The 15,092-nt window shown below is 49.5% G+C and carries 13 protein-coding genes; 9 read left to right on the forward strand and 4 right to left on the reverse strand.

The annotated features are described in order from the left end of the window. Nucleotides 1-118: 118 nt before the first annotated feature. From DW769_RS09060 to DW769_RS09070, 3 genes are all read left to right on the forward strand, one after another. Entirely contained in the window at nt 119-1,054 is a 936-nt protein-coding gene (locus DW769_RS09060; RefSeq protein WP_118600740.1) for an ABC transporter permease, read from the forward strand. 15 nt (nt 1,055-1,069) lie between these two features. Next, nucleotides 1,070-1,954: a carbohydrate ABC transporter permease gene (locus DW769_RS09065; protein WP_055218653.1), complete on the forward strand. Its 885-nt coding sequence runs from the start codon at nt 1,070-1,072 to the stop codon at nt 1,952-1,954. A 143-nt stretch (nt 1,955-2,097) separates the two neighbouring features. Further along, nucleotides 2,098-3,066, forward strand: coding sequence for an AraC family transcriptional regulator (locus DW769_RS09070; RefSeq protein WP_118750280.1), 969 nt, complete (start codon nt 2,098-2,100; stop codon nt 3,064-3,066). 79 nt (nt 3,067-3,145) lie between these two features. Here the strand turns inward: DW769_RS09070 and DW769_RS09075 are convergent, their stop codons facing one another. The 4 genes from DW769_RS09075 to uxuA form a co-directional block, all read right to left on the reverse strand. Next, nucleotides 3,146-4,399, reverse strand: a complete 1,254-nt coding sequence (locus tag DW769_RS09075; protein WP_117509487.1) for an HlyC/CorC family transporter — start codon at nt 4,397-4,399, stop codon at nt 3,146-3,148. A gap of 238 nt (nt 4,400-4,637) precedes the next feature. Next, nucleotides 4,638-6,032 carry a glucuronate isomerase gene (uxaC, locus tag DW769_RS09080; protein ID WP_118750281.1) on the reverse strand — a complete coding sequence of 465 codons (1,395 nt, stop codon included), beginning with the start codon at nt 6,030-6,032 and terminating at the stop codon, nt 4,638-4,640. Nucleotides 6,033-6,049: 17 nt separating this feature from the next. Next, nucleotides 6,050-7,684, reverse strand: a complete 1,635-nt coding sequence (locus tag DW769_RS09085) for a mannitol dehydrogenase family protein (RefSeq protein WP_118600727.1) — start codon at nt 7,682-7,684, stop codon at nt 6,050-6,052. Between the two features lie 15 nt (nt 7,685-7,699). Next, nucleotides 7,700-8,776: a mannonate dehydratase gene (gene uxuA / locus DW769_RS09090; RefSeq protein ID WP_118750282.1), complete on the reverse strand. Its 1,077-nt coding sequence runs from the start codon at nt 8,774-8,776 to the stop codon at nt 7,700-7,702. 750 nt (nt 8,777-9,526) lie between these two features. Here uxuA and DW769_RS09100 point away from each other — a divergent pair. The 6 genes from DW769_RS09100 (at nt 9,527) to DW769_RS09125 (ending at nt 15,054) form a co-directional block, all read left to right on the forward strand. Continuing rightward, nucleotides 9,527-10,765: a glutathione S-transferase C-terminal domain-containing protein gene (locus tag DW769_RS09100; RefSeq protein ID WP_117761082.1), complete on the forward strand. Its 1,239-nt coding sequence runs from the start codon at nt 9,527-9,529 to the stop codon at nt 10,763-10,765. Between the two features lie 102 nt (nt 10,766-10,867). Then, complete coding sequence (locus DW769_RS09105; RefSeq protein WP_055264864.1) at nt 10,868-11,791, forward strand: transporter substrate-binding domain-containing protein; 924 nt, start codon at nt 10,868-10,870, stop codon at nt 11,789-11,791. Nucleotides 11,792-11,886: 95 nt separating this feature from the next. Then, entirely contained in the window at nt 11,887-12,387 is a 501-nt protein-coding gene (locus tag DW769_RS09110) for a GNAT family N-acetyltransferase (protein ID WP_118697464.1), read from the forward strand. A gap of 15 nt (nt 12,388-12,402) precedes the next feature. Beyond that, nucleotides 12,403-13,155, forward strand: coding sequence for an amino acid ABC transporter permease (locus tag DW769_RS09115; protein WP_022462083.1), 753 nt, complete (start codon nt 12,403-12,405; stop codon nt 13,153-13,155). After that, the gene (locus DW769_RS09120; protein WP_022462084.1) at nt 13,142-13,900 is read left to right on the forward strand and encodes an amino acid ABC transporter ATP-binding protein; all 759 of its coding nucleotides are present in this window, start codon (nt 13,142-13,144) and stop codon (nt 13,898-13,900) included. The genes DW769_RS09115 and DW769_RS09120 overlap by 14 nt, the downstream gene beginning before the upstream one ends. A 35-nt stretch (nt 13,901-13,935) precedes the next feature. Then, nucleotides 13,936-15,054: a M20/M25/M40 family metallo-hydrolase gene (locus DW769_RS09125; protein ID WP_243105442.1), complete on the forward strand. Its 1,119-nt coding sequence runs from the start codon at nt 13,936-13,938 to the stop codon at nt 15,052-15,054. The last annotated feature ends 38 nt before the right edge of the window (nt 15,055-15,092 follow it).

Raw genomic sequence — 15,092 nt, forward strand, 5'->3', positions numbered from 1 at the left:
GAAAGATCACCTGCTTTGCGAAAAGGGGAGAGCAGTCAGCTTTCCCCTTTTTCACAGAATACGTTCTGTCCATCGGAAATAAAAGGAAAATATGGAAATGACAGGAGGGAGGATCTGTATGAAAGCAGCTTCTGCGTCAAAGAAAAAGGGAGTTCTGAAAAAAACAAGAAATTCCAGAACCATCTGGAACTATCATATTATGGTTCTGATTGGAATGGTCTGGCTGTTTTTCTTTAATATTGTTCCAATGTTTGGAATTGTCATTGCATTTGAGGATTACAATCCGATGTCCGGCCTGTGGCATTCGGATTTTGTGGGAATGGAAAATTTTGCCTATCTGTTTTCCATGAGTGACTGTAAACGCGTAATCATCAATACGCTGGTCATTGCAGTTGCCAAACTGATTCTGAATATTATTGTGCCGCTGGCATTTGCACTTTTATTAAATGAAATCCGTCAGGTGAAATTCAAAAAGGCGGTACAGACGATCGTTTATCTGCCGCACTTCCTTTCCTGGGTTATCCTGGCAAGCGTTCTTCTGGAAATGTTCGGTTACAAAGGCGTGATCAATTCGATTCTCGGTGTATTCGGAATCCAGGGAAAGATCTGGTTCTCCGAGGAGAACTGCTTCCGTCAGTTAGTCATCGGTTCGGATGTCTGGAAAGAGTTCGGATTCAATGCCGTTATTTATCTGGCAGCCCTTACCGGTATCAGCCCGGAGCTTTACGAAGCGGCAGCGATTGACGGCTGCAGCCGCTGGAAAGCAGTATGGAATATCACCATTCCGGGTATTGCAAGCACCATCGTTGTATTAAGTATTCTTGGCCTTGGAAATGTTTTAAATGCAGGCTTCGATCAGGTCTTCAATCTGTACAGCCCGCTGGTTTATTCAACAGGAGATATCCTTGATACCTGGGTTTACCGCATGGGTCTTCTGAACGTACAGTTCTCGCTGGCAACAGCGGCGGGTCTCTTTAAATCCGTAATCAGCTTTACACTGATTGTCATTTCCTACATCGTTGCATACAAAGCCGCAGACTACAAGATTTTCTAAGGAGGGACAAAAATCATGATTCAAAGCAAAAGTCTTGGAAGTAAAATATTCAATGTATTTAACATCATTCTGATGAGTCTGCTCTCCTTAAGCTGTCTGTATCCGCTGTGGTATACACTCTGTCTTTCTGTTTCTGATAAAGCAGCAGCAAATTCAGGAAAGGTAAGCTTCTATCCGGTTGGATTTTCCCTGGCTTCGTATCAGCAGATCATGGGAGATACGCAGTTCTTCCGCTCGTTCCTGATTTCTGCAGAGCGAACGATTTTCGGAACAATTTTTACGATTGTAGTTCTTGCCATCTTCGCCTATCCGTTGTCCAAATCAGCGAATGAATATCATCCGAAAAATGTGATTATGTGGATCGTCATTTTTTGTATGCTGTTCAACGGAGGAACGATTCCGTGGTACATCACCATGGTCAATTACGGCATGATCGACAATATGGTCGGCCTGATCCTCTGCGGAGGACTCCCAGTCTTTAACCTGATTCTTCTGATCAATTTCTATCGAAGCCTTCCAAAAGAGCTGATGGAAGCAGCAGAGATTGACGGCGCCGGTGTATGGACCGTTCTGTTCCGTATCGTTGTTCCGTGCGCAATTCCAATTTTCGCAACGCTGATCCTGTTCACCAGCGTCGGTTATTGGAACGAATACTTCCAGGGACTTGTACTTTCGAGTGGGGAGCAGCATTATCCACTGCAGACTTACATCAAACAGATGGTCGTTAATATCCAGACAACAAATCTTTCGATGGATCAGATCGAAAAGATGGACAAACTGTCCAACCAGTCGCTGGATGCAGCAAAGGTATTCATTGCAATGGTTCCGATGCTGGTGGTTTATCCGTTCCTGCAGAAATACTTTATCAATGGTATTATGCTGGGGGCTGTAAAAGAATAAAGAGAAAGAAAAACAGGGCTCTGGCGGAGTGAAAACCGCCGGAGTCTTTTTGCGTAATGCGGAATAAAAAGTACATTGCTTGTTTGCACTAGAATGGAATATAATAGAAAGCAGAAAAAACGTGAAAAATGTGAGGAATAATCGTGAAACAGGAAATTATAGCAGACCTGTCCCGGATTACGGAGGAGGAACAGGCGATTCTGGACGGCAAGACGGAAGTGGAAAAGGAGCGGTATTCGAGCGGGCAGAAGTTTGTGATGGATGCGGGAAAGCTGCTGGAGCGGGGAAAATTGATTGATATTCGGCCGCACACGCGGTTTATTCGTTTTCCGGCGCACAGCCACAATTATGTCGAGATGATCTACATGTGCCAGGGAAGCACCGTGCACACCATCAACGGGGAACGGATCGAATTGAAAACGGGCGAGCTGCTGATTCTGAACCAGAATGCAGTGCAGGAAATCGAACCGGCGGGGCGTGACGATATCGCGGTCAACTTTCTGATCTTGCCGGAGTTTTTCGACCAGACGCTGCGGATGATCGGGGCAGAGGAGAATCAGTTAAAGGATTTTATCGTCGGCTGTCTGAAAAGCGGGGAGGTACCGCTCTGTTATCTGCATTACAGAATCGCGGATGTCCTTCCGGTGCAGAATCTGATCGAAAATCTCGTCTGGACGCTCTTACATCACCAGAGCAATAAGCGGAGCATCAATCAGATTACGATGGGCCTTTTATTCCTGCAGCTCATGAACTACACCGAACGCGTGCAGGTGGGAGAGCAGTATTTTGAACAGGAGATGCTGCTCGGCGTATACCGCTATATCGAGGAACATTACCGGGAGGGCAGTCTTTCGGAACTGGCGGAAGAACTGCACTACGATTTTTATACCTTAAGCCGCATGATCCGCCGTCTGACCGGGAAAAACTACACCGAACTCGTTCAGAACAAACGCCTGACCCAGGCCGCGTATCTGTTGGAAACGACGGGACTTTCCGTGGCAGACATCGGCGAGCGGGTCGGGTATGAGAACATGAGTTATTTCCATCGGATTTTCAAAGAGCGCTATGGAATATCGCCGAAGAAGTACCGGGTGGAGAAGAAAATACAATAGGACAAGAAAAACGGATCGAGAATCTGAACTTAAAACCAGATTTTCGATCCGTTTTTTGCGTGTAAATCGTATCAATTACTTACTGTTCATTTTCATCCTTCGGCAGCCGCACGATCCGTACCTTGTCGACTCTCCGGTCTGCCATTTTCAGTACGGTTACGTCGAGGCCATCCGAGACGAAATGATCGCCTTCCTTTGGCACGCGCTCGAGGATCCCCATGATCCATCCGCTGACCGTAAAGACGTCAAATTCTTTGTCAATATCGAGCTCTTCATACACCTTGTCGATGCTTGCCGTTCCGGTCACGAGGTATTCGTTTTCGGAAACTTTCTGGATTTCCTGTACAACCGCATCATGCTCATCCCAGATTTCGCCGACGAGCTCTTCGAGGATATCTTCCATGGTGATGATACCGTCGGTGCCGCCGAATTCATCAATGATAATGGCAATATGCGATTTCTTCGCCTGCATTTTTTTCAGCAGCGGGCCGACCTTCGTATTCTCGGTTACAAAGAGCGCCGGGCGGATGATGCTGCTTAGCGGTTTGTTGGTGTGGTAAATGTGGTTGTGGAAATCCTTCTGATACACAATTCCCACAATGTGGTCGATATCATCATCATACACCGGCAGCCGGGAAAATCCGGTGTCGGAGAAAGTCTTAGCGATCTCGGATTTCGTCGCATCGAGCGGAATGCCGATGACGTTGACACGCGGAGTAAAGATCTCTGCGGCCTCCATCTCCATGAAGCCGATTGCATTCTGAATCAGATCGCCTTCCTGGTCGTCGATGTCGCCCTCCTGGGTCGCCTCCTCGACGATGGTCATCAGTTCCTCATCGGTGATGCCGTGGTTTTCCGAGGATTTGAAGATGCGGGAGAGCAGCTTCTTCCACTGGGAAAAGAAAAACGTCACCGGGGTCAGCACGATCATCAGAATGTGGAGAAACGGTGCGGAAAATTTGGCGATCGTCTCCGGAGATTCTTTTGCAATGCTTTTCGGGGAAACTTCGCCGAAGATCAGGACCACGATAGTGGTTACGATCGTGGAAACCGTCGCACCGGAGTCGCCGCCGAGAAGCTTGATAAAAAGCACCGTGGCAAGGGAGCTGAGTCCGATGTTGACGATGTTGTTGCCGACGAGAATCGTGGAGAGCAGCTTGTCAAAGTTCTCCAGCAACTTTAACACCAGTTCCGCCCGCTTGTCGCCTTTTTCTGCCATATTTTTCATGCGGATGCGGTTCAGCGAGGTGAAGGAAGTCTCCGTCGCCGAAAAGTAGGCTGAGAGCATGACGCAGATAAGAATGATGATGAGTGACACAATGTCGCTGTTCATTTGTTTTTCCTTTCTTAGGAAACCGGGACACGATGCAAAAAATGTACAAAAAGACATAACCTATCTTGAATCTGGCGGAATCAAAGATAGATTATGTCTCCGTTTATCAAATGATGAAAATAAAGCATCGTCGAGGCATACTGCCTGAGTCGTCCATGTTTCTGTAATCCTTTCGTTGATCAGTAATCCCTTTTATTGTACGGTATGTGGGAATAATTGTCAATAAGGCATGCGAAAATCACAGGAAATACGAAACCGCATTGTTGTAGCTGATATTTTCCACCATCTCTTTCAGAAACTCCAGGTTCGCCGGGTACTCCCCGTTTTCCACCCAGTTTCCGATTTGATTGCAGAGAATCCGGCGGAAATATTCGTGGCGCGGGAAGGAGAGGAAGCTGCGGGAGTCGGTCAGCATGCCAATGAAGGTGGAGAGCATGCCGATGCTGGAAAGCGTCGCAAGCTGGGATTCCATGCCGTATTTGTGATCGTTGAACCACCATGCGGTACCGAACTGCACTTTCGAGCGGATGCCAGGCGCAGCAAAGTTTCCAGCCATGCTTGCAAGCATCGGGTTGTCGCCCGGGTTCAGAGAGTAGAGCACAGTTTTCGGCAGTGCGTCGTCCTCGTCCATATCGTTTAAGAAAGCGCCGAGCATCGGGGCAAAGGCGAAATCGTTCATGCTGTCAAAGCCGGTATCGGCACCGAGCGCACGGAACATCCGCTTCGAGTTGTTACGGAGTGCTTTGATATGAAGCTGCATGGCGATATTGTGCTTATGATACAGCCGTCCGAGGTTCGTCAGAAGGAAGCACTTGTACATGCCGAGCTCTTTTTCAGTGAGAGCACCGCCGTTCATGCGATTTTCAAATACATCATTCGCCTCAGCAGCCGTGCATGGCACATAGAAGCAGCCCTCAAGGCTGTGGTCGCTGACAACGCAGCCGGCGGAGAGGAAGAAGTCGAGGCGGCAGGAGAGGGCATGCACCATATCCTCTGCGGATGCAATCGTCCTGCCGGCGGCAGCGGCAAGCTTTTCCACGTATTCCGGGAAATCCGGCTTTTCGAGATGAACGGCGCGGTCCGGGCGGAAGGACGGCAGAACGCGGCAGGCAAAGTATTCCTTCTGTAATGCCAGATGGCAGTGCAGATCATCTGCAGGATCGTCGGTGGTGCACAGATGCGACACATGCTGGTTCAGAATCAGATTGCGCACGGTAAACTCCTTCGTCTGCAGTTTTGCATTCGCCTCATCCCAGATCTCCTTCGCTGCTGCGCGGGAGAGCGGTGTCGTGATGTCGAAGTACCGCTGCAGCTCCAGATGTGTCCAGTGGTATAAAGGATTGCCGATCGCGTTCTCAATCGTCTCGGCAAACGCCAGATATTTGTCGTAATCATCGGCGTTTCCGGTGATCAGATCTTCCGAAAAGCCCATCGCACGCATGGCACGCCATTTATAATGATCCCCGCCGAGCCAGACGCGTGTCAGATTCTCCATCTGGCGGTCTTCGAGAATCTCCTGCGGATTCAGATGGTTGTGATAGTCAAAAATGGGCATTTTTTCAGCCGCCTCGTGGTACAGTGTTTTCGCCGTATCGGTCTGCAGCAGAAAGTCAGCGTCCATAAAAGGTTTCATATGGAAATACCTCCCTTTTAGAATTGAGCAGTCAGCGCAGCAAGCGTATCTGTCACAGCGCCAGGTCCCTGAAGCATCGAGACAAAAGCATTCAGCACACGGTCAGAAAGTCCGGCGGAAATCAGATCCACACCGAAAATCGAAGCATCGGAGAGCAGCGGAGCCAGAGTTTTGGAAAGGGTCTCGCGGTCAGCCGGTGCGCCGAGTTTCAGATCCTGCACATACGGGCGGACCGTGGCAAGCAGCGGATCCGGGCTCAGATCAAATGCATCGCCGTTGTCATCCACGCCCATCAGATACCGCAGCCATCCCGCAAATACAGCCGGAATTGCCTGAAGATCCGAGAGTGACAGCTCCGGAGAAGCAAGATACGATTTGATCGTCTCACCGAACCGAATCGACAGCTTCTGTGATGTATCGGTTGCAATTCGCTGCGGCGTATCCGGCATAAACGGATTCGGGATGCGGATGTTCAGCACTTCATCGATAAACTGCTTCGGAGAGAGAATGCAAGGATCGGTGACAACCGGAAGTCCTTCCACATATCCGATGCGCTCCACGAGCTTTTTCAGTACCGGATTTTTCATCTCCTCACTGATCAGTTCATAGTCCAGCAGGCAGCCGAACACAGCGAGTGCGGTGTGCAGCGGGTTCAGGCAGGTGCAGACCTTCATGCGCTCTGTTTTGTTGACAGTTTCCCGGTCGGTAAAAATCCATCCGCTCTTTTCCATCGGCGGCCGTCCGTTCGGGAAATGGTCTTCGACCACGAGGTACTGGCATTCCTCTGCATTGACGAACGGAGCAACGTAAGTATGGCGGGAGGTGATAATCGGCTGTGCATCGGCGAGGCCGTCCTCCTCGAGCATCTTTTCGATGGAAGCATCCGGCCGCGGGGTGATCTTGTCGATCATGGTCCACGGGAAGCTGACTTTTTCCGGGTTCTGCAGATAGGAGAGGAAGCCTGGCTGTACCAGCTTGTTTTCTTCCCATGCAGAAGCGTAGGCTGTCAGGGCAAGGGAAAGTTTTTCGCCATTGTGGGAGCAGTTGTCGGTGCTGACCATCGCAACCGGTTTTTCGCCTGCAAGAAATCTTTCATATAAAAGAGAAGCAACTTTTCCCATATAGCTGGTAACGGAAGAAGGTCCGGCAGCAAAATCGGCAGCAACAGACGGCAGCAGTTCGCCCGCACCGTTTTTCAGGGAATATCCCTTTTCGGTGATCGTAAACGTCGCCATCTGCAGGGAATCCTTGGTAAAGATTTCTTTTAACCGGGCAAAATCCGGAGAATCCGCCGTATCGGCAGCCAGCGATTCTGCGATGCTTCCAACAATGGTTTTCTCGACAGAACCATCGGCTTTTAAGGTCACCAGAATGCTTAAATTATCGTGCGGCTGGTACATATCACGGATGATTTCTGTATCGAAGCCCTCCGCAACGATGACACCGCGGTCAAAGGTACCGTTGTTCAGCAGTTCCTGTGCTGTATTTGCCTGGAAGGCACGGAAAATATTTCCGGCTCCGAAATGCACCCAGCACGGAGATTCTTTCGTGCGGGTGATCATTGCTTCGCGGTCATAGGATGGAAGCGCATAGCCTGCGGCTTCCCACGCTTTTTGATCTGCCAGTCCGGCAGCTGTTAAGTTAAGAGACATCAGTAAAAACCTCCTTTAAATTCCACGTTTGTGACTCTTGTCAATAGCTTCCCAGAGTCCGTTTAAATAAGTCGCGCCGAGTGCGCGGTCATACAGTCCATAGCCCGGCATTGCCTTCTCGCCCCAGATCATACGTCCGTGGTCCGGGCGGATCGGGCCGTCAAAGCCGGTGTCGTACAGCGCTTTCATGATCTCATACATATCGAAGCTGCCGTCAGAGGAAAGGTGTGCGGCCTCCTCGAAATCCTGCTGGCTGTGGAATTTCAGATTGCGGACGTGAGCGAAGTGGATGCGGCCCTTTAAGGAACGGATCATATCCGGAAGATCGTTCTCCAGGTTTGTTCCGTAGGAGCCCGAGCAGAAGGTCACGCCGTTGTGCGGGTCATCGACCATCTTCATCATGCGCAGAATGTTTTCTTTATTAATGATGATTCTCGGAAGACCGAAGACACTCCATGCCGGGTCGTCCGGGTGAATGGCCATTTTGATGTCGTATTCGTTGCAGACCGGCATGATGCGTTCGAGGAAGTATTTGAGGTTGGCAAACAGTTTCTCATCATCCACATCGCGGTAAGCGTCAAAGAGCTCTTTCACTTTTGCCATGCGCTCCGGCTCCCAGCCAGGAAGAATTGCGCCGTTTGCATCACCTGCGATAGATTCAAACATTTTTTCCGGAACAAGTGCGTCTACGGCGGACTGTTTGTAGGCAAGTACGGTCGAGCCGTCCGGACGGACGCGTGCGAGTTCTGTTCTGGTCCAGTCGAAGACCGGCATGAAGTTATAGCAGACAAGGTGAATGTCTTCCTCGCCGAGGTGCTTTAACGTTTCAATATAATTATCGATGTACTGCTCACGGTCCGGGCTGCCGATTTTGATGGCGTCGTGGATGTTGACGCTCTCGATGCCGGAGATGTGAAGTCCAGAGGCCTCAACCTCTTCTTTTAACGCGTGAATCGCTTCGCGTGTCCACACCTCGCCCGGGGTAGTGTCGTACAGGGTTGTGATGACTCCGGTTACGCCCGGAATCTGGCGGATCTGCTCTAAGGTAACAGTATCAAATTTGGAACCATACCAGCGAAATGTCATTTCCATAAGAAAAACTCTCCTTTATTTTGTAATGTACTCTCGGAATCTTTCTGCACTTGCCTTTGTGGCTGATTTTCCGCCAGCTGCACCCGAATTTCATCAACGTACGCACCGCGTACGCCTCAGAAATTTGGGCACAACTGACAAAAAATCATCTCACAAAAACAAGCACAGAAAGATTCCGAGAGTACATTGTATTTTGCAAGTGGTGTTCTTTGCTTTTTATTGTATCGTTTCTTAAGAAAAAAGCCATGGCAAGAATTGTTGAGCACATTGCAAAAGTTGCGGCGGTTGGCCGGGAAAAAGCAAAATCAGCCTACAGGTGTGATAAATAATATCTTTCTGGTATGACTAACCAATAGGAAAAACCTATAAGCGATTCATCGAAATAACAATTACCAAAAGGCGTTTTAGGGGTTGCACATAGAAAAAATATGCATTATAATATGCCATGTAATCGAGAAACACATTAAACATATCGACTTAGTAGGAAAGGAGAACAGCAAATGAAAAAAACAGACAACAGACGAATGCAGGAGAACAGAATGATGGAGATGTGTTGTTGCTGTTGCTGCAGCTCCAATCAGAATAAAGAAAAATAAGAAACATTCGCAGGCAGAAAAAGCATAGCAGAAATTGCATGTGCGGGCAGGCCGGAACGAATGCCTGCTATTTTTTTAACCTTTTTAAAAAGAAATGTGAATGAACAACATAATAATAGATAATAAATAGACATAGAAAATGGAGGACAAAAACATGAGCGGATGCGGATGCAGCTTCACCCCAGTTGAAAATAAAGAAACCGAAGAAATCAAATACACAGATGCACTGGCAGAACAGTTTGCAGCAGAAGTCGGAGTAGACCCAAGACCAAATGAAACCCTTGTAGAGATCGATGAGCGCGGCGCTTTCATCCGTCAGCCAAATGCATTTATCCAGCCATTCGGCGATAAAGAAGGCGGCCTGAAAGCAGAAGCAAACCGCTTCGGGATCTACTGGGCAACCGGATGCAACTGGTCCAACCGTCCGATCATCGTGCGGGAGCTTTTAGGACTGCAGGATGTGATCTCGGAGACGAGAGTTTCTCCATCCGGCGAGACAAACCGTTACGGACATGCATTCGGACAGTATCCGGATTTCAAGGATCCGGCGACAGGCGCTTACTTCTTAAGTGAGTTCTATAAAAGAGCAAACCCGGACTTCAAAGGAAGAGCAACGACACCGACTCTGGTGGATGTCAAAGAGAAAAAGGCTGTGAACAACGATTATCACCGCCTTACGAACTATCTCGAAGTGCAGTTCCGTCCATTCCAGCCAAAAGATGCGCCGGACCTGTACCCGAAAAAATTCCGGAAAGAGATCGATGAGTTTAACGACTGGCTCTTCCCGCATATCAACAACGGCCATTACCGCATGGCATTCTGCCAGTCACCGGAAGCATACGATGAGGCATACGAAGATTTCTATGAATCCCTCGATAAGCTGGACAAACGGCTGGAGACGAACCGTTTCCTGTTCGGCGACTACATCACCGACAGCGATGTCCGCGCTTACGTCACTCTGATCCGTTGGGATGTCAGCTACTTCCACAACGTAGGACCGGTGAAGAAACCGATTCGTGATTACAAAAATATCTGGGGCTACTTAAAAGAGCTGTATGCGATCCCGGCCTTCCGTCACGGAAGCGATCCGCAGGTGTTGGCACTTTCGAGACCTGGAAAGAAATTAGGCGAGGTTCTCTTCCGCGGATACAACGAACGAATCCTTGCAAAAGTAGATTTCGAGAAGCTGATGGCAGACGATGGATCGAGAAGAACACTCAGCAAAACACCGGATGAAGTATTCCTTCGCCATCCGGAGGGAGAGACCTACGAGGATTACGCAGGAGAAATCTCAAAAACCATCTGGAACAGCCCGAAATGGGAAGACAGAAACCCGAAGAACGGCGTACTTTCCGTGGATGCATCGATTAATCCGCTGAAAGGACTTTTATAAAGAGATAAGACAGAAGAATCCGGAGCGCTCTGGTGGAACACTCTCAGGCAGCCGGGGTGCGGCCGGAACTGAAAAGAACGAGAAAATGAGGAGGATTTTATTATGAAAAAGACAAAGAAATTCTGGGCAGTATTGGCAGCGGCGGGCCTTTTGGCAGCAAGCTTTGCAGGATGCGGAAGCAATGCATCAGCAAATGCAGGAAGCAGCAGCGGTTCCGCAGCATCATCTTCCGCAGAAGGCAGCTCCGCATCGGATTCCGGTGAGAAAAAAGTGATCAAAGCTGTAACAAGCGGCACACTGGCACCGTACTTTTACGTAAATGATGACAACGAGCTGACCGGTGTCGATATCGATATCGTAAAAGAAGTGTTCAACCGCCTTCCGCAGTATGAACTGAAAATTGAGCAGGCAGATGCACTGCAGGGTGTGCTGAGCGGTCAGTACGACATCGCAGTCAACAACTATGGATATACCGATGAGAGAGCAGAATCCTACTACTTCTCTTTACCATATAAAACCAGCTTCAACGAATACATTCAGAGAACCGGCGATGAGCCGCTGACTTCTCTTACCGATCTGGCAGACCGCGGATACAAAATTGAGCTGAGTGCAGGAAGCCTTACCGCAAATGCACTGGAAAAATGGAATACAGACAACCCGGATCACCAGATCAATATCGTATATTCCAATGCAAACTTCCAGGTCCGCTACCAGCATATCGTAGATGGAACCGCTGATGTGGCAATCGACGACGGACCGATCATCGACAACCTGCTTCCGCAGTTCGGACTGGAAGGTCAGCTGGAAGCAAACGAGATCGACGAGGAGACCGAAGATTTCCTGTTCCCGCAGAACAATACCTACTTCCTGTTTGGAAAGAACGAAGAGGGCGCAGCACTCCGCGAGGATGTTGACAAAGCCTTAAAAGAGATGAAAGAAGACGGAACTCTTTCCAAGATCACAACCGAGTATCTCGGCGTGGACACCAGCCCGGACGAGAAATACTTTGATGAGACACCAAACTAGAATATCGTTTTCGAAATAAAAACAGAAGAGATTACAAAACAGACGGGAAGCGGATCGAGAACATCCGTTTCCCGATTCTAAAAGGAGCGAAAAACATGGCAGAAATTTACCGGGTAGAAAAGGGAAGCGAAGAGTGGAAATACAAAGCATATGATTACGTCAGAACCGATGCGTTCTGCTGCGGACAGAACATTCCGATTGAACTGGAATTCGGACAGGACGAGAGCAAAGATGATCTGCAGGCGATTCTGGTGACAGAAGATCACAAGCCGGTAGCCGGCTGCCGCATCGCATTTCCGGCGGAAAAGACAGGAAAAATCGAGCGTGTCTGTGTTGTCAGAGAAAAACAGAAAAGCGGATACGGCCGCGTACTGGTCGAAGCCGCTGAGAAATGGCTGAAAGAATACGGTGTCGATCACATCGTCATCACGAGCCAGGACCGCGCCGCAGGCTTTTATGAGAAATTAGGCTACAAACTGAATCCGGACGCTGACCTGTCGGTATACGACCACCATGCACTGAAGAAAGACGAAGAGCCGAAAAAGCCGAAGAAAAATCTTGGCTTTACCTGTGTACTGGTAGAAAAATACGTGTAAGAGAGGACAAAAATCATGGGAAAATTATTTGACGTTTCACTGGTATTTTCATCCATACCAGAATTGCTGACAAAGCTGCCGATCACGCTGGAACTGGCCGTGGTTTCTATGCTGATCGGACTGGGACTGGGACTTGTGATGGCGATCATCAAAATGAAAAAAATCAGAGTGCTGACGCAGATTACGAATCTTCTGATTTCACTGCTCCGCGGCACGCCGGTCATCGTACAGCTGTACGTTGCGTTCTTTGGTATTCCCATGATGTTCAAGGCAATCAACCAGCAGTTCGGAACGAATCTGGCGGTTGCCAATATTTCCGGTTTCGTCTATGCGATGATCGCTCTGGGACTGAACCAGTCGGGCTTTATGGCTGAGATTATCCGTTCAGCCCTGCAGTCCGTTGACCCGGGCCAGATCGAAGCAGCACATGCACTCGGCATGACGTATCCGCAGACACTGCGCCGCATCATTCTGCCGGAGGCCTTTGAGGTTGCGCTTCCGACCCTTGGAAACTCTTTTATCAGTATCATCAAAGGAACGTCTCTTGCCTTTACCTGCGCCGTTGTCGAGATTACCGCACAGGGCCAGATTATTGGAGGAAGAACGTATCGCTACTTTGAAGTTTACGTTTCACTGGCCATCATTTACTGGCTGGTAACGCTGGTGATCGAGCAGATTATCCGCGTAATTGAAAATAAAATCCGGATTCCGGACCAGGTAGAGCTGGCGTCCGCAAACGGGGAGGGTAAGAAAAATGATAAAAATTGATCATTTATCAAAAAAATATAACGACAACGTGGTGCTCGACGACATCAGCCTCGAGATCAAACAGGGCGATGTTGTGGGAATCATCGGTCCTTCCGGAACCGGAAAATCAACGCTTCTGCGCTGCGTCAACCGCCTTGAGACACCGGAGAAGGGAACGGTGACGATCGGGGACAAGGTGATCGGCCTTTCCGAGCGGAAACCGAAAGAGCTTCTGTATTTAAGACAGAACACAGGAATGGTGTTCCAGCGGTTCAATCTGTTTGAGAAGAAAACCGCACTGGAAAATGTGATGGAAGGCCTGATTGTTGTCAAGAAGATGAAAAAAGACGAGGCCAGAGCCATTGCATTAGAAGAACTGAAACTGGTCGGCATGGAGAAATGGGCAAACCACTATCCGAAACATATGTCCGGAGGACAGCAGCAGAGGGTGGCGCTCGCAAGAGCCCTCGCCATGAAACCGCAGATTCTGCTGCTCGACGAGCCGACTTCAGCCCTTGACCCGGAGCTGGTTGGAGAGGTTCTGGATGTTATTAAAAAAGTTGCGGCACAGGGATATACAATGCTTCTGGTTTCCCATGAGATGAACTTTATCCGCCATGTGTCGAACCGTGTGATCTTCCTTGATAAAGGACACGTAGTAGAAGACGGAACACCGAAAGAAGTATTCGAGCATCCGCAGAATCAGAGAACACGGGAGTTCTTCAGCAAGATGCATATTATGGCGCAGCCTGAGTATGTTATTTAAATTGCGGACACAGCCAAAGAGTAGGAGAAAAGATTATGATAGATGAGAAAAGAATTGCTGATTTTTTTGCGGAGCTGGTATCTATCGATTCGCCGTCCTTAGAGGAGCGCGAGATGGCGGACACCTTAAAAATAAAATTCGCCGAAATCGGGGTTACGCTTACAGAAGATCATACGCAGGAGCAGACCGGCTCCAATGCGGGCAATCTGTCCGCGCGCATTCCGGGCAGCCTTGCAGGAGCCCCGGTTCTCTTTGCGGCCCACATGGACACTGTTGAGCCTGCAAAAGGCAAAAAAGCCGTCTCCCATGAGGATGGAACCGTAACGAGCGACGGCACGACAGTTCTTGGCGCCGACGACCTCGCCGGTGTGACAGCCATCTATGAAGCTGTCCGCCACCTCATCAAGACCAAAACACCGCACCGCCCGATCGAAATTCTGATCTCGACTGGTGAGGAGCTGTACTGCAAAGGCGCAAATGCCTTCGACTACAGCCAGGTGCAGGCAAAAGAAGCATACGTTCTGGATTTAAGCGGCGCGATCGGTGCAGCCGCCTACGCGGCACCAACACTCGTTTCCTTCGCGGCGAAAATCCAGGGAAAAGCCGCCCACGCCGGTTTCCACCCGGAGGACGGCATCAACAGCATCCAGGCGGCCGCCCGCGCAATCGCACAGCTTCCGCAGGGCCACGTGGATGAAAGCACCACTGCCAACATCGGAAAAATCGGCGGCGGCTCCGGTACCAACATCGTTTCGGAAAGCTGCGTGATCGAAGGCGAAATTCGAAGCCTGAACCACGAGACGGCCATGGAGCTTCTGGAAACATATCACAGAATCTTCCAGCAGGAAGCAGGGAAGATTGGTGCGAAGCTGGTCTGGGAAGAAAAACTGAATATCCATGCGTATGAGACGCCGCTGACAAGCGATGCCGCAAGGCATTACGAGAGCGCCGTTGCAGAAGAAGGCCTGACCGCTGCATTCGAAAAAACTTTCGGCGGCAGCGACAACAACGTCTTTGCACAGCACGGCATCGAAGGGCTTGTCATCGCAACCTCGATGAATCAGGTACACAGCTGCGCCGAGTACACAAAAATCCCGGAGATAGCCCAGGTGGCGCGGATTGTGGCCAATCTTGCCGCACCGCAGGAAGCCTGAACAGGTCCCGGACGAAAAAACAGAATACGTAAAAAATC

Origin of the sequence: Blautia sp. AM29-29 (assembly GCF_003480555.1) — a bacterium.
Taxonomy (GTDB): domain Bacteria; phylum Bacillota; class Clostridia; order Lachnospirales; family Lachnospiraceae; genus Fusicatenibacter; species Fusicatenibacter saccharivorans.

What these genes read in the sequence shown, in the direction of transcription:
- DW769_RS09060 (WP_118600740.1), top strand. Translation starts at nt 119, where the DNA reads ATGAAAGCAGCTTCTGCGTCAAAGAAAAAGGGAGTTCTGAAAAAAACA.
- DW769_RS09065 (WP_055218653.1), top strand. Translation starts at nt 1,070, where the DNA reads ATGATTCAAAGCAAAAGTCTTGGAAGTAAAATATTCAATGTATTTAAC.
- DW769_RS09075 (WP_117509487.1), bottom strand. Translation starts at nt 4,399, where the DNA reads ATGAACAGCGACATTGTGTCACTCATCATCATTCTTATCTGCGTCATG.
- uxaC (WP_118750281.1), bottom strand. Translation starts at nt 6,032, where the DNA reads ATGAAACCTTTTATGGACGCTGACTTTCTGCTGCAGACCGATACGGCG.
- DW769_RS09085 (WP_118600727.1), bottom strand. Translation starts at nt 7,684, where the DNA reads ATGTCTCTTAACTTAACAGCTGCCGGACTGGCAGATCAAAAAGCGTGG.
- uxuA (WP_118750282.1), bottom strand. Translation starts at nt 8,776, where the DNA reads ATGGAAATGACATTTCGCTGGTATGGTTCCAAATTTGATACTGTTACC.
- DW769_RS09100 (WP_117761082.1), top strand. Translation starts at nt 9,527, where the DNA reads ATGAGCGGATGCGGATGCAGCTTCACCCCAGTTGAAAATAAAGAAACC.
- DW769_RS09105 (WP_055264864.1), top strand. Translation starts at nt 10,868, where the DNA reads ATGAAAAAGACAAAGAAATTCTGGGCAGTATTGGCAGCGGCGGGCCTT.
- DW769_RS09110 (WP_118697464.1), top strand. Translation starts at nt 11,887, where the DNA reads ATGGCAGAAATTTACCGGGTAGAAAAGGGAAGCGAAGAGTGGAAATAC.
- DW769_RS09115 (WP_022462083.1), top strand. Translation starts at nt 12,403, where the DNA reads ATGGGAAAATTATTTGACGTTTCACTGGTATTTTCATCCATACCAGAA.
- DW769_RS09120 (WP_022462084.1), top strand. Translation starts at nt 13,142, where the DNA reads ATGATAAAAATTGATCATTTATCAAAAAAATATAACGACAACGTGGTG.
- DW769_RS09125 (WP_243105442.1), top strand. Translation starts at nt 13,936, where the DNA reads ATGATAGATGAGAAAAGAATTGCTGATTTTTTTGCGGAGCTGGTATCT.